General features: G+C 54.7%; 20 protein-coding genes, 1 tRNA gene and 1 pseudogene. 12 read left to right on the top strand and 10 right to left on the bottom strand.

Translation table 11 applies throughout. The features are described 5' to 3' along the window. Window positions 1-60: 60 nt before the first annotated feature. Window positions 61-1,125, bottom strand: coding sequence for an AbrB family transcriptional regulator (locus tag TW80_RS00215; RefSeq protein ID WP_045995355.1), 1,065 nt, complete (start codon window positions 1,123-1,125; stop codon window positions 61-63). Between the two features lie 109 nt (window positions 1,126-1,234). Between TW80_RS00215 and TW80_RS00210 the strand changes: the two genes are divergently transcribed. Then, complete coding sequence (locus TW80_RS00210) at window positions 1,235-1,978, top strand: class I SAM-dependent methyltransferase (protein WP_045995506.1); 744 nt, start codon at window positions 1,235-1,237, stop codon at window positions 1,976-1,978. A 9-nt stretch (window positions 1,979-1,987) separates the two neighbouring features. Here TW80_RS00210 and trhO read toward each other — a convergent pair whose 3' ends face one another. Further along, a complete protein-coding gene (trhO, locus tag TW80_RS00205) occupies window positions 1,988-2,896 on the bottom strand; it encodes an oxygen-dependent tRNA uridine(34) hydroxylase TrhO (protein ID WP_045995354.1) in 909 nt (302 codons plus the stop codon). A 26-nt stretch (window positions 2,897-2,922) separates the two neighbouring features. Further along, window positions 2,923-4,167 (bottom strand): Hsp70 family protein, encoded by a 1,245-nt coding sequence (locus TW80_RS00200; protein ID WP_045995353.1) that lies wholly within the window; start codon window positions 4,165-4,167, stop codon window positions 2,923-2,925. A 104-nt stretch (window positions 4,168-4,271) separates the two neighbouring features. Between TW80_RS00200 and TW80_RS00195 the strand changes: the two genes are divergently transcribed. The 5 genes from TW80_RS00195 to pncB are packed head-to-tail and all read left to right on the top strand — an operon-like array spanning window position 4,272 to window position 8,460. Next, window positions 4,272-5,060, top strand: coding sequence for a phosphodiesterase (locus TW80_RS00195; RefSeq protein ID WP_045995352.1), 789 nt, complete (start codon window positions 4,272-4,274; stop codon window positions 5,058-5,060). Window positions 5,061-5,111: 51 nt separating this feature from the next. Further along, entirely contained in the window at window positions 5,112-5,627 is a 516-nt protein-coding gene (locus TW80_RS00190; protein WP_239450474.1) for an AAA family ATPase, read from the top strand. A 1-nt stretch (window position 5,628) separates the two neighbouring features. Beyond that, on the top strand, window positions 5,629-6,222 hold the full coding sequence (gene pncA, locus TW80_RS00185; protein ID WP_084625685.1) for a bifunctional nicotinamidase/pyrazinamidase: 594 nt from the start codon (window positions 5,629-5,631) through the stop codon (window positions 6,220-6,222). Further along, a complete protein-coding gene (locus TW80_RS00180; protein WP_045995349.1) occupies window positions 6,219-7,109 on the top strand; it encodes a glycosyltransferase family 2 protein in 891 nt (296 codons plus the stop codon). The genes pncA and TW80_RS00180 overlap by 4 nt, the downstream gene beginning before the upstream one ends. Window positions 7,110-7,167: 58 nt before the next feature. Next, window positions 7,168-8,460 carry a nicotinate phosphoribosyltransferase gene (gene pncB / locus TW80_RS00175; protein WP_045995348.1) on the top strand — a complete coding sequence of 431 codons (1,293 nt, stop codon included), beginning with the start codon at window positions 7,168-7,170 and terminating at the stop codon, window positions 8,458-8,460. Here the strand turns inward: pncB and TW80_RS00170 are convergent. From TW80_RS00170 to TW80_RS00160, 3 genes and pseudogenes are all read right to left on the bottom strand, one after another. Next, window positions 8,457-10,076 carry an anti-phage dCTP deaminase gene (locus TW80_RS00170; RefSeq protein WP_162197141.1) on the bottom strand — a complete coding sequence of 540 codons (1,620 nt, stop codon included), beginning with the start codon at window positions 10,074-10,076 and terminating at the stop codon, window positions 8,457-8,459. The genes pncB and TW80_RS00170 overlap by 4 nt on opposite strands. Window positions 10,077-10,279: 203 nt before the next feature. Continuing rightward, window positions 10,280-10,570, bottom strand: a pseudogene (arfB, locus tag TW80_RS00165) (alternative ribosome rescue aminoacyl-tRNA hydrolase ArfB); the annotation flags it as partial. A 56-nt stretch (window positions 10,571-10,626) separates the two neighbouring features. Then, complete coding sequence (locus TW80_RS00160) at window positions 10,627-11,073, bottom strand: NUDIX hydrolase (RefSeq protein WP_045995347.1); 447 nt, start codon at window positions 11,071-11,073, stop codon at window positions 10,627-10,629. Window positions 11,074-11,098: 25 nt separating this feature from the next. Between TW80_RS00160 and TW80_RS00155 the strand changes: the two genes are divergently transcribed. Together TW80_RS00155 and TW80_RS00150 are read left to right on the top strand one after the other, a co-directional pair. After that, window positions 11,099-12,352, top strand: coding sequence for a DNA polymerase IV (locus TW80_RS00155; RefSeq protein ID WP_045995346.1), 1,254 nt, complete (start codon window positions 11,099-11,101; stop codon window positions 12,350-12,352). Window positions 12,353-12,574: 222 nt separating this feature from the next. After that, the gene (locus TW80_RS00150) at window positions 12,575-14,083 is read left to right on the top strand and encodes an ABC-F family ATP-binding cassette domain-containing protein (protein ID WP_045995345.1); all 1,509 of its coding nucleotides are present in this window, start codon (window positions 12,575-12,577) and stop codon (window positions 14,081-14,083) included. Here TW80_RS00150 and TW80_RS00145 read toward each other — a convergent pair. Further along, window positions 14,080-14,952 (bottom strand): LysR family transcriptional regulator, encoded by an 873-nt coding sequence (locus TW80_RS00145; RefSeq protein WP_045995503.1) that lies wholly within the window; start codon window positions 14,950-14,952, stop codon window positions 14,080-14,082. The genes TW80_RS00150 and TW80_RS00145 overlap by 4 nt on opposite strands. A gap of 93 nt (window positions 14,953-15,045) precedes the next feature. Here TW80_RS00145 and TW80_RS00140 point away from each other — a divergent pair, with 93 nt between their 5' ends. Continuing rightward, window positions 15,046-15,327: a DUF1330 domain-containing protein gene (locus TW80_RS00140; RefSeq protein WP_045995502.1), complete on the top strand. Its 282-nt coding sequence runs from the start codon at window positions 15,046-15,048 to the stop codon at window positions 15,325-15,327. Window positions 15,328-15,353: 26 nt separating this feature from the next. On the opposite strand, the gene TW80_RS00135 is transcribed toward TW80_RS00140, so the two are convergent. After that, complete coding sequence (locus TW80_RS00135) at window positions 15,354-16,217, bottom strand: N-formylglutamate amidohydrolase (protein ID WP_045995344.1); 864 nt, start codon at window positions 16,215-16,217, stop codon at window positions 15,354-15,356. Window positions 16,218-16,369: 152 nt separating this feature from the next. Here TW80_RS00135 and TW80_RS00130 point away from each other — a divergent pair. The 3 genes from TW80_RS00130 to TW80_RS00120 all read left to right on the top strand — a co-directional run bounded on the left by TW80_RS00130 (window position 16,370) and on the right by TW80_RS00120 (window position 18,150). Then, window positions 16,370-16,444: transfer RNA gene (locus tag TW80_RS00130), tRNA-Val, on the top strand. Between the two features lie 73 nt (window positions 16,445-16,517). Then, window positions 16,518-16,643, top strand: a complete 126-nt coding sequence (ykgO, locus tag TW80_RS00125; RefSeq protein ID WP_008231708.1) for a type B 50S ribosomal protein L36 — start codon at window positions 16,518-16,520, stop codon at window positions 16,641-16,643. 304 nt (window positions 16,644-16,947) lie between these two features. Continuing rightward, window positions 16,948-18,150 carry a PPC domain-containing protein gene (locus TW80_RS00120; protein ID WP_045995342.1) on the top strand — a complete coding sequence of 401 codons (1,203 nt, stop codon included), beginning with the start codon at window positions 16,948-16,950 and terminating at the stop codon, window positions 18,148-18,150. A 44-nt stretch (window positions 18,151-18,194) separates the two neighbouring features. On the opposite strand, the gene TW80_RS00115 is transcribed toward TW80_RS00120, so the two are convergent. Together TW80_RS00115 and fdhF are read right to left on the bottom strand one after the other, a co-directional pair. Further along, on the bottom strand, window positions 18,195-19,655 hold the full coding sequence (locus TW80_RS00115) for a peptidoglycan-binding domain-containing protein (protein ID WP_239450473.1): 1,461 nt from the start codon (window positions 19,653-19,655) through the stop codon (window positions 18,195-18,197). 100 nt (window positions 19,656-19,755) lie between these two features. Further along, window positions 19,756-22,524: a formate dehydrogenase subunit alpha gene (gene fdhF / locus TW80_RS00110; RefSeq protein ID WP_045995341.1), complete on the bottom strand. Its 2,769-nt coding sequence runs from the start codon at window positions 22,522-22,524 to the stop codon at window positions 19,756-19,758. Between the last annotated feature and the right edge of the window lie 107 nt (window positions 22,525-22,631).

Raw genomic sequence — 22,631 nt, 5'->3', positions numbered from 1 at the left:
TCAATCCTGTTGAGAACGAAAACAAAAACAGTGAATTAGCGCTATCTGAGCAAATAATCGCTACTGTGTTTTTGTGCGCGCAAATCGAAAAACCAATGGCGCCATCGCGATCACCATTGTGATCCGAAAGATGTGCATGACAGACACATAAGTTACGTCTTGCTCGAGCGCGAAGGCGAGCAATGACATCTCGGTTAGGCCACCTGGTGAATAGGCCAAGAACGCTTGGCTCGTTGGGATGCCGTTTGGCCATGCAATGACGATGGCAAACACCACGGCGACGATCAACATCGCGAGTGACGCAACTGCGGCCAGCATTAGATCACGACCGACTTGCGCAAAGCTGGACCCTGCAAATCGTGTCCCGATGATGGTGCCCATCGTGACCTGCGCGACAATTACCAGCAGTGTTGGTGGCGCAATCGTCACCCATCCTACAATATGTGCGATGCCGCTCAGGATCATCGGCCCAAACACGGGCGCCGCCGGTAGCCCAACGCGATGACCTAGCCAAGCCCCAGCAATGGCGCAGGTTCCCAGCACGGCGTAATCAAGGACCGTCAATGCGCCCAAACCAACCCAGGTTGATGCGCCTTTGCCGCCGCTGGTGACCCCCAGCACAAGCCCAAAGAAGAGCGCGACAAAGACGATCACCACTAAAATCCTTGCCGCATGGGCAAGCGCAATCCGGCGCTCGTCGCCGCCAGCCTCCGCCCCCATGACGAGCATTTCGTTAATCCCGCCCGGCATGGCCGCGTAGAATGCCGTGACCGTGTCGTATCCCCCCAAACGACGATAGACTGCAAACGAGGCCGCTGAGGCGCAGGCCAAAAAGACAGGTAGCAACAGCAAGGTCAGAACCCATGAGTGAAGCAGGCCAAAGATCTCTGCGGTGACGCCAGACCCCAATAAGACTCCAATCACAGGGATCACCACGGGGCGCAAACGCGTCGGTGCCCGAACCGGGACATGGCACATTGCAGCAATGGTATTGCCAATCAGTGGACCCAGCATCCACGGCAACGGCATCCCCGCCAAATAGGCCCCTAAACCGCAAATGACACCAATCAGCAAAGCCAAGATTTGGGCGCTCAGCCCGGCTACGCGTCCGTTGGTCAGCGGCATATTTGGTCCTTTTCACAATGCGGTATACAGTTGCAATATGCCTGCCGCTCCCTAGGGTCAACGTTTGGCCGATATGCGGTTCTTGCAAGTATTTTTGAAAGACAATTGGATGGAAAATTTTGGTCCCGATACCTTTGGTTTGCTAAATGCAGAAGACTACGACGATTTGCATAATCCCGGCACGACGCAAGCCACTGTTGATCTGATTGCACAGGTCGCGTCGCCCAGCAGCAAATTGCTAGAGCTTGCAATTGGTACGGGACGCATTGCATTGCCGCTTGTGCACAAAGGGTTCGATCTGACTGGGATCGAGGGCTCTATGGATATGGTTGCCAAGTTACGCGCTAAGCCGGGCGGTGCCGATATCCCTGTCGTCATCGGTGATATCGCTGATGTGGATATTGAAGGTACTTTTGATCACGCATTTCTGGTTTTTAACACGCTGTTTAACCTCACCAGCCAAGAGGCGCAGATCCGCTGTTTTGCCAATACCGCTAAACGCCTAAAGCCGGGCGGCACGTTTTTGATCGAAACATTTGTTCCGACATTTGACGGCTTCACAGATCACCAACGGGTGTCGACCAAGCGGCTTGATATGAATTCTGTCTGGATCGAGGCTGCAACACATGACCCGATAGAGCAGCTCTTTGCTTTTCAGCGCATCCGGATCACGCAAGAAGGAACCAAGCTTGTGCCTTTACCAATGCGATATGCCTATCCGCCCGAGATAGACCTGATGGCGCGGCTGGCAGGGCTACGGTTGCGGGATCGCTGGGGCGGTTGGGATAAATCGGCCTTTACGGCTGACAGCAAGTTCCACATTTCAGTCTATGAAAAACCGCTAGGCGAGTAGCGGCCCGTATCACAGGCCGCCGATGTGGTGGGTGCCGCGTTTTTTCGCGAGAGCGATCTGTTTTTGACGTTCGCGAAAACGGCCCTTGTCTTCTTCGGTGGTCTCATGCGCACATTGGTGGCAGGCGACGCCTTCTTCGAATTCGGGGCGATTGCGATCTTCTGGCAGGATCGGGCGGCGGCAGGCATAGCACAGAATATGCGGGCCTTCCTTCAGCTCATGACCAACGCTCACACGGGCGTCAAAGACGAAACATTCGCCGTCCCATTTGCTTTGCTCTTGTGGGACTTCTTCAAGGTATTTCAGGATGCCGCCCTTCAGGTGGTAAACATCCTCGACACCTTGGCCCATCAAAAAGTTTGTCGATTTCTCGCAACGAATGCCGCCGGTGCAGAACATCGCGATACGTTTGTTGTGGAACCGGTGTTTGTTTTCTTCCCACCATGCGGGGAATTCGCCAAAGGATTTCGTCAACGGGTCGATCGCCCCATCAAACGTTCCAATCGCGACCTCATAATCGTTGCGCGTATCAATCACGGCGACATCCGGCGCGCTGATCAGTTCGTTCCAATCAGCCGGATCAACGTAATGCCCAGTGCCATTCGCAATTGGGTCCACATCCGGTTGGCCCATCGTCACGATTTCACGTTTCAGGCGGACTTTCATCCGGTGGAACGGCGGCACGCTGGCGGTGCTTTCTTTCCATTCGAAATCCGCACAGCCGGGCAGGGTCTGGATATGCGCAATGACCGCATCAATCCCAGCGCGACTGCCAGCGATGGTGCCGTTGATGCCTTCTTTGGCTAACAGCAGGGTCCCGCTAATCCCTTGCGATTTGCACAGGTCCAAAAGCGGCCCTTGCAACGCGGCAGGGTCTTCGAAACGGGTAAAGTGATATAGTGCGGCTACTGTATACATAGGGATCAGATAATCCTGTTGTTTTGTTAGGGCAAGGGACGCGATGCAGCAATTGCTAGCCCATCGGCCACAGCGGTGAACGCCTCGGCACGTTCCAGCGCTGCATGAGGAAAGATCGTGGTCATTGCGTTCTCGACAACATGCAGCAGGCTCGACCCGCCAACAAAGACGATTTTGCCGATCTGGTCAGGGCTTACATCCGCCATACGCAAGGTATCGGTCGCGCAAGTGCTGATCTCATACGCATGATCCGTCAGGATCGCACCCAACTGCGCCTTGTTAAACCGGGCCCATAATTCGCGCTCAATGACACGCAGATCAATCCCGGCCTCGTTCACATCCGGTTTGTTGATATGGATTTTCCCGGCCTCTACCGCAAAGGCGATATCATGGCCCAATTCCATATCCAGAACCGTATTAAGCCGCGCGAATAGCGCAGGATCAACACCCAGTTTGGCGAAATCCGCAGCCATGCGTTTGTTTTCAGGCGTATAGGTGAACGGGATTTTCTGCCACGTCGCCAGATCATTAAAGATCGCATTCGGGGCGGTGTGACGACCAGAACCCATCGCATTGCGCACCTCTGCACCACGACCCAACAACGGCATGACCTGATCAATGCTAATCGCACGGTCAAAATCCGTACCACCGACACGCACACCATGGCTGGCAATCACGCGGGTATTATCGCCATCGCGCTCAAACACCGAGAAATCTGATGTACCGCCGCCGATATCCACGATCAGACCCAGCGTGCCGGTATCAAGTGGACCACTGGCCAATGCTGCGGCTTCGGGCTCATACATAAAATGAACGTCCTTAAAGCCCGCGATCATATAGGCCTCGCGCAGATCGACCTCGGCCTGCGCATTGCGTGCGTCGTCAGATGAATAAAACCGCACCGGACGACCAGACAGGGCAACATCATAGGTCTGCCCGGTCGCTGCCTCGGCTCTTTCGCGGATCATGCGCAAAAAACGCGCGACAACTTCGATCAGGGTCAGACGCTCATATGCCACCTGACGCTTTTCCCGCATCAACGGCGTGCCCAAAACGGACTTCAACGCACGCATAAACCGGCCCTCGCGGCCATCAATCAACGCAGCATTCGCAACCGACCCATAGGTCGTGACCTTGCGGTCATAATCAAAAAACACCGAGGTCGGCAGCGTCGTACGCCCCGGCTCAACCTCGATCAAAAACGGACGATCCCCAGCCAGCACACCCGCCGCCGTATTCGAGGTCCCAAAGTCGATACCCAAAACCGCCATGCTAACCCTCTTTTGATCCGTGAAAGATGGGGCTTTTAGGTCATCGAAACATCGCTTGCAAGTCTTGAGCTGAGTACCCTAGGTTGTGCCAAAGGAAGCATAGTATGACCAAAATTATTTGGATGTCCGACCCGCATTTCCAAAATGCGGGAACGATTGATGGCCTCAATCCACGCGTTCGTTGGGCGGCGGCAATTGATCATATCAATGCGCATCATGCTGACGCAGATTTCGTCGTTGTCTCAGGTGATCTGGTCGGAGATGATATCGAGGGTGACTACAGTGGAATAGCCCGTTATCTCGCGCAATCTAAGTTGCCAGTATATCCCATGATAGGGAACAATGATGACCGCGATGGCCTGCGTGCGCACCTCGCCATTCCCGCGAACGCCATGCCGGGCTTCGTGCAATACGCCATCGACACCTATGATTCAGCGTATTTGCTGCTCGATACGCAAAAGCGCGGATCACATGCAGGAGAGCTTTGCCCCGCGCGGAAGGAATGGCTTGAGCACGCTCTTGAGGCACGGCGCGATAAACCTGTTTACGTCTTTATGCATCATCCGCCTGTGTCGTTACACCTACCAGCGCAGGATGAAATCATGCTTGAGAACGCGGATGGGTTTCTAGACCTGATTGGGCGCTATAGCAACGTAAAGCACCTGTTCATGGGACATGTGCATCGGCCAACTTGCGGCACTGTCCGCGGCATTCCATTCGCAACAATCGGCGCGGTCTCGTTCCAAGCACCGGCGCCACGCCCTGAATGGCATTGGGATAGCTTTGTCGCACCTGCCGAAGCACCGCACTATGGCGTTTTGCATATTACTGACGGTGACGTGACGCTCCAGTACACCCAGTTTTGCAGCTATGAGACCGGCATCGAAAACTGATGCCTTTCCAATGCGGCACCTCAGCGATACCAATTCCAAATGCAGCGCGTCATGATCACAGGAGGGCCGGGTTCCGGCAAAAGCACGCTCGCCCGGATCTTGGGTGAACGGACCGGGCTGCCCGTCTATCACATGGATCAGATCCAGTGGAAGCCCGGTTGGATTCAGCGCGACATTGAAGAACGCGTACAAATGGCCCGCGCGGTTGAGGCACGCGTAACATGGATATTCGAAGGTGGCTTTTCCGCGACCTACGATAATCGCGCGAGCCGGGCGGATACGCTCATTTGGTTGGACCTACACGTTATGCTGCGGTTTTGGCGTGTCGTGCGACGATTACAGAGGGACTATGGGCAAACACGGCCCGACATGACCGAGGACTGCCCAGAGGTGTTCCACCAAGGAACTTTTGCTTTTTGGCGTTGGATATTCAGCTCGCGGCGTCGGACGCGCGCAAGGATTCAGCGGTTGATCATGGAATACCCGCATTTGGAAGTGCATCACCTACAAAGCCGCTCGCAAGTCGCAGCATTCATTGCTAGCTTGCCCCCAAAGACAGGAGACTAGGATGACAAACGCTCTGATCGTGATTGATGTGCAAAATGATTTCTGCCCCGGTGGTGCACTTGCTGTGGCTGGCGGAGATGAAATCGTGCCGGGGATCAACGCCGCGATGAACGATTTTGATGCGGTGATCCTGACCCAAGACTGGCATCCTGCGGGGCACTCTTCCTTTGCGTCTAGCCATGATGCCGAACCAATGTCGCTAACCGAAATGCCCTACGGCCCACAGGTACTTTGGCCCGATCACTGTATCCAAGGCTCAGTCGGCGCGAATTTCCACGCCAATCTGACCGTCGACCGGGCTGATATGATTATCCGCAAAGGGTATAACCCGGCGATCGACAGCTACTCCGCGTTCTTTGAAAACGACCACAAAACACCCACCGGGCTCGAAGGGTATCTGCGGACACGCGGCATCGAAACACTCACATTGGTCGGACTAGCCACAGATTTTTGCGTGAACTACTCCGCCGTGGACGCGGCCAAGCTTGGCTTTGACGTCACCGTCGCGATGGACCTCTGCCGGGCTATCGACTTTGACGGATCACTTCAGGCCGCGCGCGACGGGATGATCGCTGCTGGGGTTAAGCTCAAGTGAAACAATCACTGTCGATTGTGATCCCGACTTACAATCGCCCAACGTTGCTGCGGCGCGCGGTCGAGTCTGCACAGGTCGCATGTCCACCAGATGGAGAAATCATCGTCGTCGATGATCGATCCGACACAGCAGTTCTGGCTCTCACTGATTTCAAAGAAGACGTCCGATTAAAGGTGGTGACAAATACCGGTGCCAAAGGTGCAGCGGGCGCACGAAATTTCGGCGCCGAGATGGCCAAGGGCAGCATCCTGTTGTTCTTTGATGATGACGATACACTTGTTGCGGATTATCCCGCGCGGGTTCTGGCCGCCGCAACTGAAGGGGCGGATTGGGGGTTTTCTGCGCTGACGGCAACTGAAAACGACCGTATCCGACACATTCCACGCGAAAATCTGAGCCACGGTCTAATTCCAGATTGCGTGCCCCTCAAAGATAAGACAGCTGCCTTTTCGGCCGGATTTTGGGTCCGGGCTGCAGTGTTCAAAGCGCTTGGCGAGATCGCTTCCGATCTTGTGAATGATGAAGATACAGACTTCTGTTGCCGGTTACATGCATCGAAGTATTCAGCTTGGTTCGAACCAGAGCCGGGGTGTCACGTCTACCGCGGATACGACACGGGAACCACAACCGCACCTCAATTGACGCAGAGCACTGATCCAGAAATTATGGTGCGCTGTTATATGCAGACATTTCAACGCAATAACGCAGCATTCGCAGAGCAGCCCGCAGATCGCTGGTTTCTGTTGCGTCGCGCGTTACGTGTGGCGGCTCGTGAGGGAACTGATCACTTTGCGTACGAGATGCTCAGGAACCTTAAACCGCGCCACTGGCAAGTAAAGGGCTGGCTCTTTTGGCAACTCAAAAAGCTAGGCACAAGATTGCGCTAACCCCTTGCCACTCTGCCAGCCAATTGGTCTAACGCGTTAAAACCGGGGGGCTAAATCAATGGTCGATATCGCAACACGAGTCTGGAACCACAAATGGAAGATCGACCCGATCGTGCGGTCGCTCATCGATACGGATTTCTACAAGCTGCTGATGTGCCAGTCGGTGTTTCGGAACCACCCGAACACCCAAGTCACCTTTTCCCTGATCAACCGGACCAAGACCATCCGGCTGGCCGAACTGATTGACGAAGGCGAACTGCGCGAACAGCTTGACCACATCCGCTCCCTGCGGCTGACGCGCGGTGAATCGACTTGGCTGCGCGGCAACACCTTTTACGGCAAACGGCAAATGTTCCGGCCTGACTTTATGGAGTGGTTCGAGAACCTCCAACTCCCCCCTTACCACCTCGAGAAAAAGGACGGTCAGTACGAACTCACCTTCGAAGGCTCTTGGCCCGAGGTCATGCTGTGGGAAATCCCCGCATTGGCCGTGATCATGGAACTGCGGTCGCGGGCCGTGCTGCGCGACATGGGGCGGTTTGAACTTCAGGTTCTTTATGCCCGCGCCATGACGAAACTGTGGGAAAAAGTCGAACAACTGCGCCCAATCGAGGGGCTGAAACTCGCTGACTTCGGCACCCGCCGCCGGCATTCATACCTATGGCAGGATTGGTGCGTGCAGGCGATGATGGAGGGGCTTGGCAACAGCTTTACGGGCACGTCCAACTGCCGGATCGCCATGATGCGCGAGATCGAAGCCATCGGCACAAACGCCCACGAATTGCCCATGGTCTATGCCGCGCTCGCCGATACAGACGCTCAACTGCTGCAATCGCCCTACGACGTGTTGTCCGACTGGCAAGAAGAGCACGACGGCAACCTGCGGATCATCCTTCCCGACACATTCGGGACCAAAGGGTTCCTTGACCGGGCGCCCGATTGGCTCGCGGGTTGGACCGGGATGCGGATCGACAGCGGAGACCCCGCAACCGGGGCCGAAAACGCGATCAACTGGTGGAAATCCCGTGGCGAAGACCCGACGAAAAAGCTCGTCATCTTCTCGGATGGGTTGGACGTGGATAAAATCCTCGAACTGCATAGCCAATTCGCCGGGCGCGTGCGGGTGTCCTTTGGGTGGGGGACAATGATGACCAACGACTTTAAGGGCCTCACCGCAGGCGACGCACTCGCGCCGTTCAGCCTCGTGTGCAAAGCCGTCGCGGCCAACGGACGCCCCACCGTGAAACTGTCAGACAACCCGAATAAGGCAATGGGACCATCCGAGGAAATCGCACGGTACAAACAGGTGTTTGGGGTAGGCGAACAGGAACGGGTTGAGGTTGTGGTTTAGTCGTCACCGACCAAACTACCGAAATTGTCCTCGATTGATTGTAGTTCTGAAGCAACGTAGTTGGCTTCACGGTGGCCAATCCTAGGTTTGCAGAGGTCTTCATACCAGTCATGAACCTCTCCCGACTTGTTTCGCCGCTTACCTTTTTCAAAGATATCTCTATATCTACGAGGTGATATACCTGAAAAGTGACCTAGATGGATTGCATTTATATCCATCGTGGAATTAGCGATTGCGTCAGAGTAGAGGAGTTCTGTTCGGCTTTTAGGGTAGGGTTCAATAAAAATCACACGCCGAATGCCCGAAGCAATAATGTGCTTTGCGCAATTGTGACATGGAAAAGTTGTGACGTACAGCGTCGCATCCTTAACGCTTCGTCCCAGTCGTGCAGCGTCCGTTATTGCGTTCATCTCAGCATGTACCATTCGACCATATTCAGTGATCCCTCCAATCAGGGAGTCATTGATAGCATTTTTGGTGTCGCTATTAGCTAGGATATCTTTCGGTGACAGTCCTTCGGTAAGGACATTTTGGCTTTTTAGAACTTGTAAGAAATCAAAAATAATCCGGTTTGTTTCGGCCTTATTAGCCTCTGCGCGTTTATCAACGTCACGTGCTTTTAGTTCATCTTCGTCCCAATAATTCCCGCCGAGCGGTTTAGGCACTTCGTTACATCCGATAGTAATCAAGTCGCCATGTTGGGATAAAATGGCTGCACCAACCTGCCGAGAAAGGTCTACCGAGCGAAGTGATGCTGCTTTGGCGAGATAGCTGCCGAATTCATCTTTTGTTGGTGCAATGTCGGTTTGTCCAAAAAGTGCTCGAATAAATCTTCGACAGGTTTTCGAAATCATATCAGGTGTTGAGGCATCGACAAATACATCACCATATTGAAATATTTCACCAAGCTTTTGGCCGTATTCAATTTTGTTGCCTTCTTCGTCTTGGTCTTCGTTTTCGTCTCGTTTTACGAGCCTTCGGGCCAACTCGTTCCGCGCATCGTTATCAAGACTGGGTTGCTCAACACCTGCGCGTAGGGAGATATTATCAAGGCGTGAAGTTTTCTCTTGGCTTATTGAAACCTGTATGAATTGTTTTCCATATACCAATGCAAGTAATTCTATTTCTTCCTTTCGTTTCAACTGTCTAATAATATACGCAGTTTTTGCTGAAGGGAATTCTTCAGGTGCTATGCTTTGCCCAGTGTCGTCCAGCCTGGGCATTGTGTTTTTTTGTGTGGCATGCCCCTTAGCTCGTGCTTTGCGAATTTTTCTTATTGCATCGACTGCCAGAATGCCTTTTTGCTTAAATAGTTCTCGGACTTTGTTTCCCGCGTCGATTTTCTCTTCCAGAGTGTTGAGCGTGGGGCGAGATCCGGTTTTTAAGGCGGTTAGATCAGCGATGGATTCACTCAAGCTAATCTGGTGCGAAGTATAATTTACTTCTTTCAGCGCGTCGGCAAGTGCTACTTCTACTGCGTGAATGTTACAACCTATGGCTCCTACTAGTCCAAAAACTAACTCCGGATAATGTTTTTCTTCTGACACACTACATACTCGCTTGGCTTGTCGATCACATTCATTCATTCGTTCCCCAACACTATTGATCTGATTCATTAGTTGATTCATGATGCATGTATGCAAAGGGAGACAATCATGGCTAACACTGCGGTACTGGAGTCTAAACCACAAGCTGAAAAAACGGCTTCGCAAGTCCAGCAAGAGCTGCGTCAAGAGCTTCAGAAAGTTCAAGCTTCCATTAAGTTGCAATCAGCGTCTACGCGTGCCCACTTGACTGGGCGGTTTAGAGTGAGCTGATTTCACTCCTCAACCTTCCCCCGCAACGCCTTCACCTCACTCCGCGCTTTCTTTCCCGCTAACCTACGTTTGACGGACCCATAGGTCGGTTTGGTGGTAATGCGGCGTTTGGGGCGCTCGGTTGCTTTTTGGATCAATTCGGCCAGACGTTCCCGTGCGATTTCGCGGTTGCGGGCTTGGGACCGGGTTTCTTGCACAAAGATCACAATCGCCCCGTCTTTCGTCCACCGTTGTCCCGCCAGTCGCTGCAGTCGGTTTTTCACAGGGTCCGGCAGGTTGGGTGACCGCACGGCGATCTGAAACCACCGATGCCCTCTTGGCCATCGCCGTCATTTGTTGACGATCAGCCCTATCCCCTAAGCGACACTAACCCACCTGTTTGTTGCTTCCAACGCTCTAGCCGCGCACCATAAGATGGGACCCGATTGGGCAGGGCCGTAAATTCATCTAGATCGAACAGCTGCCATCGCTGTCCTTCGTCGCCCAAAACAACATCTGACAGGGCGCTTACCGGCAATTGAGCGACAAAGAACGCGACCCACGCGTTGGGCTTGTAGTTCGCTGCAAACTGCGACTCCCAAAGCACTGCATTAGGCGGCAGGTCAAGGTTAAGCTCCTCACGCAGTTCTCGAGATACGGTTTCAAAGGGAGTTTCATCCGCTTCGCGGCCGCCACCGGGTAAATCCCACAGATTGGGATAGAGTATGCCAGCGATGTCATCGCGCAGGATGCTGATCAGCTTATGCTCAATGAACAATGCGACCTTTGCTCCGTCATGTTGCCCTATTGTTCTCATTCGGTTGCCTCTCTACATTAGGGCCATGCCCGCTATTTGCCGTGATTGCCTTTGCACCTTTGACAGCGCTGGCCGCTGCCCCCAATGCCGCAGTCCACGGGTCTTGCGGCACCCTGAACTATTTGAACTCTCAATTGCGCACATGGATTGTGACGCATTTTATGCATCGGTCGAGAAAAGGGACAATCCAGAACTCGCCGATAAGCCCGTCATAATTGGCGGGGGCAAACGCGGGGTTGTTTCCACGGCCTGCTATGTCGCGCGGATTAGGGGCGTGAAATCAGCGATGCCAATGTTTCAAGCGCTCAAGCTGTGCCCTGATGCCGTCGTCCTGCGCCCCAGATTTGAGGCCTACACCAAAGCGTCCAAAGCAATCCGCGCCATGATGGACGAACTGACGCCTGTTGTTGAGCCGCTCTCGCTCGACGAAGCATTTATGGATCTTAGCGGCACCGCGCGGCTGCATGGCGCACCGCCTGCCGTCATGCTCGCCAAGCTGATCAAACGGATGCAAACCGAGTTGGGACTAAGCGGTTCAATCGGTCTGTCACACAATAAATTCCTTGCCAAAGTGGCCTCTGACCTGGAAAAGCCGCGCGGGTTTTCGATTATCGGCAAGGAGGAAACCACAGCGTTTCTTCGGCCAAAATCGGTGCGCTTGATCTGGGGTATTGGCCCTGCGGCCCAAGCGAGCCTGAACAAGGCAGGGATACAGACCTTTGATGATTTGCTGCGCTGGGACCGGCGCGCATTACACGAACGGTTTGGCAGTATGGGCGAACGGCTCTATGCGCTCGCGCGCGGAGAAGACGGGCGGCGCATTTCGTCCCATGCTCCGGTCAAGACGCTCTCAAATGAAACTACCTTTGCCGAAGATACCGCCGACCCCGAAATTTTAGACGGTCACCTATGGCGCATGTCGGAAAAGGTCAGCGCTCGTGCAAAGGCCACCGATAAGGCGGGGCGAGTGATTACACTCAAGCTTAAGACATCGGACTTTAAGCTGATCTCAAAACGGATCAGCCTGCGTCACCCCACGCAGATGGCGGACACGATTTACCGCACATCGCATGACTTGTTCGAACAGGTCAAAATGCGCGGCCCCTTCCGGTTGTTGGGGGTGGGGCTTTCGGAAATCACTACGGCGCAGGACGCCGACCGCGAGGGCGATTTGTTAGACCCCGACGCGGGCAAACGCGCGCGCGCGGAACAGGCCACCGATCAAATACGCGCCAAATTTGGCAAAGACGCCATCATCAAAGGGCGCGCGCTCAGGTAGGGTGGGTCTTGACCCACAGCCCTTAGCGGGTCTAGCGTGGGTTATCAGTGAACTGCGAACAACAGGAGGGCAATAGCTGAACATGCGTATCATCCGCCGACTTCAGCATGGTCCCCGCGCTGCCCTGCGAATGCGTTTGCAGGGCTGATCATTCGCTTTTGCCTTTGGTCTGCCCTTGTCGCTGCGCCCTGCGTAGCCATACTTTTTTGACAAGAGACCAAAATGATCCTTTCCCTAAAATCGCTCGGCGTCACACTTGGTGACACGTTATTCTCTGACCTCGATATCACAATCTCCAAAGGCGACCGCATCGGTCTGGTCGCTGCGAACGGACGCGGTAAATCAACGCTCTTGCGATGTATTGCAGGCATTCAGCCCCCCACAACAGGCGACATAACCCGCGCACGCGGATTACGACCCGCATATGTGCCACAATATATTGCCCCTGATCTTTTGGATCAGACATTGCACGGATTTGTATTGTCTGCTCTGCCGCCAGAGCAGGTCGATTATGAGAGTTGGCGTGTAGATGTCGTTCTCGATGAATTGCAGGTTCCCTATGACTTTCAGCATCAACCGCTACGATCACTCAGCGGTGGTTGGCAGCAGACCGCCCTATTGGCTGCGGCGTGGGTGACTGAACCTGATTTATTGTTGTTGGATGAGCCGACAAATCATCTAGACCTGCATCGCATTGGATTGCTCCAGAACTGGCTGGGCAACTTGGGTCGCGATGTTCCGGCCGTCATCACTAGCCATGATCGCGCGTTTCTGGACGCGACAACAAATCGTACCCTATTCTTGCGTCCGGAACAGTCCCGCGTTTTTCCGTTGCCATTCACACCGGCCCGCGCCGCATTGGACGAGGCCGATGCAGCAGATGAGCGGCACTATACCAACGAACGCAACAAAGCTGCGCAACTGCGTAAACAAGCGGCCAAGCTCAAGAACATAGGGATCAACTCTGGATCGGATTTGCTGACACTTAAGACCAAGCAACTCACAGAACGCGCTGATAAAATTGAAAGCAGTGCAAGACCCGCGCATCAGGAACGCAGCGCGGGCGATATCAAGCTGGGGAACAGTGGGACACATGCCAAAGCGCTCGTTGCTTTTGACAACCTGACCATCAGCACGCCTGATGGTCAGCATTTGTTTGGAATGGGTAAGCAATGGATCAGCCAAGGGGACCGGGTTGTCGTCTTGGGCGCAAATGGCACAGGTAAAACCCGGCTCATCAATCTGGTGCAAAGCGCTCTGACTGTACCTCAGGTCGGCATCAAATGTGCGGCGAGTATGGTCGCGGGCGTATCTGACCAACACCTAAGCCAGCTCGAGGGCACTGAAACGCCACTCTTTGCCGTCACACGGTGTAGCGATGTCGGTGACCAACGTGCGCGGGCAATGCTGGCGGGGGCGGGGATGGCAATTCAAATGCAAGACACACCAATTGCAGCACTTTCCGGCGGACAAAAGGCGCGGCTGGCCATGCTACTCTTGCGCATTCAAACGCCAAATTTCTATCTGCTGGATGAGCCGACAAACCATCTTGATATCGAGGGCCAAGAGGCGCTTGAGACTGAATTAACCACGCATGGCGCATCGTGTCTGCTGGTCAGCCACGACCGCAGTTTTATTCGCAACGTCGGAAATCGGTTTTGGGAAATTCGCGGTAAAAGATTGATAGAGGTTGATGACCCAGAGGCGTTTCTAAGCGCGCAATTGGCCTAAGGCACAAATCGCGCGCGAATACTGCGCATATACGGCACCAGCATTTCGCGAAACGCAGTCACCTTGGCAGAAGCCCAGACGTCACGATGGGCAACGAACCAAACCTCTGGGTAGGGTTGCGGTGGTAGCACTGGGACTCGCACCAAGCCGTCACTCGCCCGGCCCAAAAACAATGGCATCCGCGCCACGCCCAGCCCCGCCTGAGCGGCAGCGCGGATCGCAACCATATCATCAAACGTCATACGAACCCGGTGATTTGGATAGGCTGGGTCCACATTGGCGGGCACAGTTTGGTAATCAGCGTAGACGATCCAATCAACCATTTGATGCGGATTTGCGTTGATTTGATCCGCAATTTTGGGCGACGCAAAGCTCGCTGAATACTGAGGTGTTAAGCGTCGCCCCATAAGCGTATCGCCCGGATCGCGGCTGATCCGGATCGCGAGGTCTGCCTCGCGCCGGTTTAGATCAAGCAAATCATTCGTTGCACGAATATGCAGATCGATTTCGGGATAAGCCGCGCAGAATTCGTCGATCAACCGGGTTAGTACATGGGCGATCAACAGTTGCGGCGCCGTAACGGTGAGCGATCCACGCAGACTCGCATCCTGTCCTTGCAACTTTCGTAACAGCGTATCGCTCTGATCTGACATTCTTTCTGCATGTTCGGCGACCAATAGCCCCGCTTCGGTTGGCTGATATCCGTCGGTCAGACGTTCAAACAACGCGACGCCCAAAGCATCCTCTGCGCGTGCAACGCGGCGGGCGACAGTTGTGTAATTGAGCCCAAGCATCTTGGCGGCGGCAGCCAACGACCCCGCCCTAACGAGACACATCACAGTGCGCAGATCATCCCAAGAATGCGACATACTATGCATATTTGCATGCGATGAATGCATTTGCACGCGTTTTCGCATGCTGGCTCTAGGGCTATTTATGGATCACCGACAAAGGAGAAACCAGTGATCTATGCATATGCCAGTCTAACTGTGACCAACCCCGACAAGCTCTCTGCCTATCGCGAGAAAGCGGGCGAAGCGCTAGCCAAACATGGTGGTAAGGTTGAAGCGGCGACAGGTTCAGCGCGCGCGATTGATGGTGCGCCCGCTGTTCCTGATGTTGTTGCTTTGCTTTCTTTTCCCGATGCTGCATCCGCGATGAGCTGGATAAACGACCCGGCGTTAGCCGATGTTCACGCATTGCGACGCAGCTCTGGTGGTTCGGATATCGTTTTGCTGGGTTGATGAGGTGGGGTGGATCAAGATCCACCCTACTCGGCCGCGACCTGCTGCCCGTCAATTGCCCCAATTGCGGCTATAGATGCAATCGCTGCGGTGATCTGCTGCTTGAAGGTGTCGAAATCTGCACGTGGCTCAAGCGTGCGCTCATCCATGTAAAGGGCGCGATCCATTTCCACTTGGATCGCGTGCTGCTGTTTCGACGGACGCCCGTATTGCTGCACGATATACGCGCCAGCGAACGGCGCATTCCGCGCGACACGCAATCCGGCTTGGGTGAACGCTGCGTCAACCGCGTCAAGAACCCGCGCCGATGCGGTGCTGCCGAAGCGGTCGCCCAGAACGATGTCCGGACGGCGCGCATTTTGCAGCCGCGTCGCGGTTAGCGCCTCGTGCGGCATAGAGTGGCAGTCGATCAATATTGATTCGCCGTAGGCACGGTTACTTTCGTCAATCAGTGCCTGAAGCTGGTCATGATAGGGGCGCCAATAGGTCGCGATACGGTCATGCGCCTCGGTAAGGGAAATCTTGCCGCGATAAATATGCCGACCATTCGCAACAACGCGGGGAATCACCCCAAGGCCGCTCGCGATTCTTGGATTATGAGGTTTACGTTGCACCCCTTCGATCAGAGCAGGGTCCAATTCATCTGGCCCGCGGTTCAAATCGACAAATGCGCGTGGGGCCAATGCCTTAATAAACGGGGCACCATATTCTGGGGCCGCCGCATAGAGCAAATCAATATATGCATCCTCTGATGATCGGATTTCCATGGCGTCTAGTTCCGCTGCACCAATAAAAGAAGAGGTATAGTCACGCCCACTATGAGGCGAGGCGAAGATGACGCTCGTGCTGCGGGCAGCCGGACGCGAAAGATCAAAGGTTGTTTCCTGCAATAAACTGTTCCTTTCGAGGTAAAGGATAGACTGAATTTTGTTTTTTCCGAAAGCCCTTGATCCCCGGTTCGACTCCTTTTATAGACCCCACACCTGACGCGCTTTGCCGCGTCCTATTTGTTATAGGACAGACGCAAGGACGTTGGAAAATTGGACGATTAGCTCAGCGGTAGAGCACTTCGTTGACATCGAAGGGGTCACTGGTTCGATCCCAGTATCGTCCACCATGAATTCTGGTCCGCAAGGGCCGTACTGCAACCCAAGGCGCAATCCGCGCGCCGCGACATGAAGGACACGACCATGAAGGTACGTAACTCCCTCCGCTCGCTCAAGCAGCGCCACCGCGATTGCCGCATCGTGCGCCGTAAGGGCCGCGTCTATGTTATCAACAAGACGCAACGCCGGTTCAAAGCCCGTCAAGGCTAAAACCTGCAAAAGCGATTTAAATGGGCCGTATCCTTTTGGATGCGGCCTTTTCTTTGTTTCAACGTCAAAAGATAACCCTCATTGGCGCTGCGTTCAGATTTCATATTTCTGCGAACTATCAATAAGTTGAGCCAAGGTGAACGCAAGCAAGCGACCTGTTTTCCCACCTGCAACGTAAAGGCGAAACACCGCCGATACGGGGTCAGGCTTTCCCGACTTTTCGCCGATAAGTCTGGCCACCACGTCAAAATTACGGATATCCTTACGTCACGGCAGTAGTCGAAAGAACAAAGGAACAAATTTCATGCATTTTCTAAATTTGAGATCAAGCGCACTCGCAGTGGCGATGCTGGGCCTGGCTGCTCCCGCCTATGCACAGGACGCTATTTGCGGTGGTGCTGGTGCGGGCGGTCAATGGATTGGTGGCGATCAAGCCTCATCCGACATTGCGACTGCCAGCTCGTATCAAGAGCAAATGGCGCTGGTTCTTGGCGGAAATGACTATGTTTCTTTGTTCACGCTTAGTGAAGGTGCCGATGTCCGTATGGAGGCTGCAGGGCGCGGCGCGGGCGATACGATCATCGACGTTCTCGACAGCAACGGTAGCGTTGTGATCTCTGACGACGATTCTGGCGGCAATGCGGCGTCACGTGCTGAAACATATCTCGATGCTGGGACATATTGCGTTTCGGTGCGTAGCTATGATGGCGGCCCGATGACCGCATTTGTGCGTGTAGGCTTGCAAGAGCATGAACCATTGACCGAAGGTTTGATGGTCAGCACCGGCGGCTCTGACGCGAGTGGTTGCGAGACGGCGACACCGTTCGGTGCGCTTGGCACGTCTGTATCTGCATCTGTCAGCGAAACACCACATTGGAGCTTTACCCTCGACGCGCCGACGCAGGTGAGCATCACGGCCGAAAACGAAACCGCCGATCCTGTCATCACGCTTTATGGGCCGAACGAAGTTTACATCGACGAGAATGACGACTTTGACGGCCTCAACTCGCGTCTAGACATTACTGAGACACTTGAACCTGGCACCTATTGTGTCGCTATGGCGGCGCTCAGCGATGAGAATGCGCCAATCACCGTTAGCATCAGCGAATATGACGCCGAAGAAGCCCTGCAAGCGCTTTATGCTCGTGGCGAGGCGGCCCCACCACTGGATGGCAGCGTTCCCTTCACCGCTTTGGGAGAGCTGGCAACACGACTGCGCCAAGACGTGCAGGCAAACGATGACGTGACGTGGTTTACCTTGGATGTCACTGATAGCAGCTTGATCGTCGTCGAGGCGATCGGTGGCGGAAACAGTGATCCGTGGCTCGTCATATATGACGACCTTGGCCGCGAAATTGGTCAGAACGACGACTACGGTGACGGGCTGGATAGTCTTGTCATGTCGCGGGTTCAGCCTGGTACCTATATTATCGGTGTTCGCCAATACGATAGTGGTGGCAGCGGTCTGATCCGCCTTGTTGCAGAACGCTACGTTCGCGCCCAATAAGTATCAAATGGCCCGGCTTACCATTTAGCCGGGCCTTTCATTTTTCACCGACCAAATGTGTCGGCCAGCAGGCGGGCCAAGGTCGGTTCATCTAGGTAGCCAGTCGCGGGCAAACCGCTGCGCGTTTGATACCGCCCAATCGCCCCTCTGGTATCATTATCAAACCGTCCATCGACACGACCGGGGTTGAACCCCATTTGCGCAAGGCGGCTTTCGATCAACCGAGCAACGACCGGATTGATATCGAGGCGCTGTTCGACCTCTGACGCGCTTTCGCGTTGGTCCTGTTCTTCTTCAGCAAGGGCGTCTTTGGCCTCTTGCGAAAACAGTCCTTCAGGATAGCGGTTTAGATATGCGCGGTACCCGGCAACGTCACCACGCGCGCCGGTTTCTTCCCAATACGCACGATCAAGCCGTTCTGTTTCTTGGCGAACACGTTCTGCCTCTGCATCTATTTCGGCCTGTTTGCGGCTGGCTTGGGCGTCAATCCGATTGATTTGCTCGGCGGTCAGGAATGACGTCTGTGCAAATCCGTTCGTTTGCTGCCAGTTACGAATTGCGCGCCGGCTGCCGGGCCCAAAAATACCGTCAACGCCGCGTGTGCTATAGTCGAGCAAAGTCAGATCACGTTGGATTTCTCGACGCTCATTTCGTGTCAACGATAGGTCCTGCTCGGCTATTTCTGCCAACCGCTGAGGATCATTTTCGATGGCATCCAAACGGCGACGCGCCTCGGCTGCATAGGGGCTGTCGGGATAGCTGAGCGCAAAGTCGCGATATGCGTCAGCCGTATCAGTCTCTTGTGCCTTGGTCCAAAACGGTAAGGTAGAAGGCGCCTGTGCCACCTGATCATCGGACGAATGCCGCAGGATAAGCTGATCTGGCTGATACCCCTCAACGGTCAAACGACGGTTGTCGCGCAACAGCTGCATCAGGTTAGTACCGGGTTGTGCCACCGCATCAGGGATAAGATCGTCAACCGTATTCGGTGCCCCATGAACCACTGTCACACCTTGGGGGATGTCTAATTGGCCGATACCTTCGCGCAAGTAAGCATCGAATTGATCTTGGGCGTTCAGATCATACCCAAGCACCAATATCGCTTGCCCCGGTGCTGCACCCAGAACCGTCAGAATGCTATCCAGCGAGACAGCCTGCGCATTGAAAGGTGCAGGTGAATCCGAATCCGCGGCCAAGAACCAGCTACTGGCACCGTCAGTCACGAAACGCCCCGACAGGCCGACGATCAATCGCTCTGCTGATTGGGCTTCTTGTGCGAATTGATTGAGCAGCGGGATTAGTTCGGCGGCTGTGCTGTCCGACGATGTATCAACCACGAAGCCTGCATTCCGCAGTGACCGCGCGCCACCGATGATGTCATCTGCGCTCGCCACGCGTCGCAGGTTCTCATAGCGTTCAATGCCAATCAAAAGAGCCGTGTCCTCGGCTGCGGCACTACAGGCGAGCCCCATTAGCATTGCTGTCATCCATCCACTACGCATCATGCGTCACCTCCAAACTTTACCACCGTGGCGATTGCCGCGGTGTTCTTGCTACAAAGGTGCGCAGGACGGCGTTGCTATTCAATAGCGCGGCACCGAACCCCTATTCAGCGGCAATTTCAGACCGAATTTTCTCGACCCGGACGGCGGCATATTTGAATTCTGGGATCTTCCCATATGGATCAATGGCTGGGTTGGTTAGCGCGTTTGCGGCGGCCTCGACATAAGCAAAAGGCACAAAGACCATATCAGGGGAAACCGCGCGATCCGCTCGCGCCATAATGTCAATACTGCCGCGACGGGTCGTAAGCCGGATCATATCGCCGGGGACAACACCCAACTGGCGTAGGGTGGACGGATGCAACGAACAGTTTGCTTCGGGTTCGACTGCGTCAAGAACCTTGGACCGGCGCGTCATCGACCCCGTGTGCCAATGCTCAAGCTGGCGTCCCGTTGTCATTACCATCGGGAATTCCGCATCAGGCGTTTCGTCCGGTGCGATGACATTGGCAGGGGTGAACCTTGCCCGGCCGTTTTCACGTGGGAAACCATCAGCGAACACGATCGACTGCCCCGGATCAGTTGGGCTTTGTGATGGATAGGTTACGGCATTGTCCTGCTCCAGCCGATCCCAAGTGATATTGGCAAGGGATTCCATCACCAAAGTCATCTCAGCATAGACCTTGCTGGGATGTTCGTAATCCCAAGGTAGACCAAGGCGTTTGGCGATTTCGACAGTGATCCACCAATCTTCGCGAGCGTCGCCGGGCGGCGGCACCGCTGGGCGGCCCATCTGCACCTGACGGTTGGTATTGGTGACCGTTCCCGTTTTTTCGGCAAAGGCGGCGGCAGGCAAAATCACATCGGCAAAGTTTGCGGTCTCGGTCAGGAAAATATCTTGGACGACCAGATGATCCAGCTTGGCCAAGGCGTCGCGCGCGTGATCGACATCAGGGTCCGACATCGCCGGGTTTTCACCCGCAATATACATGCCCCGAATTGTGCCTTCGTGAACCGCATCCAAAATTTCGGTGACTGTCAGGCCTTTCTCTGGGTGCACTCCGTCATCTTTCCAAACCTCTTGGAAGGTATGGCGTATCTCGGCGTCGCCGACGGGTTTGTAGTCAGGCAAAAACATCGGAATTAGCCCCGCATCCGACGCGCCTTGGACGTTGTTTTGTCCGCGCAACGGGTGCAAGCCAGCCCCCGGACGACCGACCTGACCTGTCATCAGCGCAAGGCTGATCAAACACCGGGAATTATCCGTGCCGTGAATGTGCTGGCTGACCCCCATTCCCCAGAAAATCATCGCCGATTGCGCCCCGGCAAAGGTGCGGGCAACATCGCGCAATGTCTCGGCATCAATACCGCAGATCCCAGCCATCTTTTCAGGTGCGAAATCTGCGAGATGCGCTTTCTCGGCTTCCCAGTTTTCGGTGTAGGCCGCGATGTATTGCTGATCGTAAAGGTTTTCCTCGACGATCACATGCATGATCGCATTCAACATCGACACATCAGCGCCCGGACGGAATTGCAGCATATGAGATGCAAACCGCTTAAGCGCGTGCCCGCGCGGGTCCATCACGATCAGTTTTCCGCCGCGTTTTGCGAACTGCTTAAAATAGGTGGCCGCGACCGGGTGATTTTCAATCGGGTTAGCCCCAATCACGATAGCGACGTCGGCGTTTTCGATCTCGTTAAAGGTCGCCGTCACTGCGCCCGATCCGACATTTTCCATAAGCGCCGCAACAGACGACGCATGGCAAAGACGTGTACAGTGATCAACGTTGTTGTGGCCAAAGCCTTGGCGGATCAGCTTTTGAAACAAATACGCCTCTTCATTGGTGCATTTCGCAGATCCAAAACCTGCAACTCCCGTCCCGCCAACATCTTTCAGCCCATTGGCGGCGACATCTAACGCCTCTTCCCAAGTTGCCTCGCGGAAATGAGCCTGCCAATTGCCGGGATCAACGTTCAATCCCTTTGCTGGGGCATCATCACGGCGGATCAGCGGTTTCGTCAGGCGATGTTCATGGTGGATATAATCAAAACCAAACCGCCCCTTCACGCATAGCCGGCCTTCGTTTGCAGGGCCGTTGATGCCCTCGACAAATTTTACCTTATCGTCTTTGACCTTGAGCGACACCTGACAGCCGACACCACAGAACGGGCAGACGCTTTTGATTTCGCGGTCGAAATCAGCGGTATCGCCGATTTGGTGTGCGTCCGTAACCGTTGCAGGCAGCAATGCACCTGTTGGGCAGGCCTGAACACATTCACCACAGGCCACGCAAGAGGACGCGCCCATCGGATCATCCATATCAAAGACCGGATAGGCCCCGTGCCCGCGCCCAGCCATTCCGATCACATCGTTCACCTGAACTTCGCGACATGCACGCACGCACAACCCGCATTGGATACATGCATCTAGGTTCACAGACATCGCTACATGGCTGTCATCCAACAAGGGCACGTGATCGGCGTCCATTGTCGGAAAACGACTACTTTCGACGCCTTGCGCGGCGGCCATATCCCACAGATGGCTGGATTTGTCATGAGCGACGGTTTGCTCTGGCTGATCTGCGACCAGCAGTTCCATCACCATTTTTCGGGCTTGGACTTCGCGGGGTTGGTCGGTGGTGACGACCATCCCCTCGGCGGGTTCACGAATGCAGGACGCGGCAAGTGTGCGCTCTCCTTCGATGGCGACCATACACGCACGACAATTCCCGTCTGACCGATAGCCCGGCGCAGGTTTGTGGCATAGATGCGGGATCTTAAGTCCGCGGCCGTTTGCGACCTCCCAGATGGTTTCGCCCGGCTGCGCGGTGACCTCTTTTCCATCAAGCATGAAGGTAATGGGTTTTGACATCTGATTACTCCGCCGCGTTCGACCATACTAAAGCATTTGGCGCCCTGCAGCAAAAGTACGTCGATAGTCGTAGGCAATCATGTTCGAAAGCGACCCAATGATCGCAA

This window comes from Loktanella sp. S4079, assembly GCF_000967725.1.
Classification (GTDB): Bacteria; Pseudomonadota; Alphaproteobacteria; order Rhodobacterales; family Rhodobacteraceae; genus Yoonia.
Note: the sequence above shows the minus strand (reverse complement) of the source record. Positions and strands in the feature narration are given on the sequence as shown.

Bases quoted from the DNA above. Each gene is read 5' to 3' on its own strand.
- TW80_RS00215 (WP_045995355.1), bottom strand. From the start codon at position 1,125: ATGCCGCTGACCAACGGACGCGTAGCCGGGCTGAGCGCCCAAATCTTG.
- TW80_RS00210 (WP_045995506.1), top strand. From the start codon at position 1,235: ATGGAAAATTTTGGTCCCGATACCTTTGGTTTGCTAAATGCAGAAGAC.
- trhO (WP_045995354.1), bottom strand. From the start codon at position 2,896: ATGTATACAGTAGCCGCACTATATCACTTTACCCGTTTCGAAGACCCT.
- TW80_RS00200 (WP_045995353.1), bottom strand. From the start codon at position 4,167: ATGGCGGTTTTGGGTATCGACTTTGGGACCTCGAATACGGCGGCGGGT.
- TW80_RS00195 (WP_045995352.1), top strand. From the start codon at position 4,272: ATGACCAAAATTATTTGGATGTCCGACCCGCATTTCCAAAATGCGGGA.
- TW80_RS00190 (WP_239450474.1), top strand. From the start codon at position 5,112: ATGATCACAGGAGGGCCGGGTTCCGGCAAAAGCACGCTCGCCCGGATC.
- pncA (WP_084625685.1), top strand. From the start codon at position 5,629: ATGACAAACGCTCTGATCGTGATTGATGTGCAAAATGATTTCTGCCCC.
- pncB (WP_045995348.1), top strand. From the start codon at position 7,168: ATGGTCGATATCGCAACACGAGTCTGGAACCACAAATGGAAGATCGAC.
- TW80_RS00170 (WP_162197141.1), bottom strand. From the start codon at position 10,076: ATGAATCAGATCAATAGTGTTGGGGAACGAATGAATGAATGTGATCGA.
- TW80_RS00160 (WP_045995347.1), bottom strand. From the start codon at position 11,073: ATGAGAACAATAGGGCAACATGACGGAGCAAAGGTCGCATTGTTCATT.
- TW80_RS00155 (WP_045995346.1), top strand. From the start codon at position 11,099: ATGCCCGCTATTTGCCGTGATTGCCTTTGCACCTTTGACAGCGCTGGC.
- TW80_RS00150 (WP_045995345.1), top strand. From the start codon at position 12,575: ATGATCCTTTCCCTAAAATCGCTCGGCGTCACACTTGGTGACACGTTA.
- TW80_RS00145 (WP_045995503.1), bottom strand. From the start codon at position 14,952: ATGTCGCATTCTTGGGATGATCTGCGCACTGTGATGTGTCTCGTTAGG.
- ykgO (WP_008231708.1), top strand. From the start codon at position 16,518: ATGAAGGTACGTAACTCCCTCCGCTCGCTCAAGCAGCGCCACCGCGAT.
- TW80_RS00120 (WP_045995342.1), top strand. From the start codon at position 16,948: ATGCATTTTCTAAATTTGAGATCAAGCGCACTCGCAGTGGCGATGCTG.
- TW80_RS00115 (WP_239450473.1), bottom strand. From the start codon at position 19,655: ATGATGCGTAGTGGATGGATGACAGCAATGCTAATGGGGCTCGCCTGT.
- fdhF (WP_045995341.1), bottom strand. From the start codon at position 22,524: ATGTCAAAACCCATTACCTTCATGCTTGATGGAAAAGAGGTCACCGCG.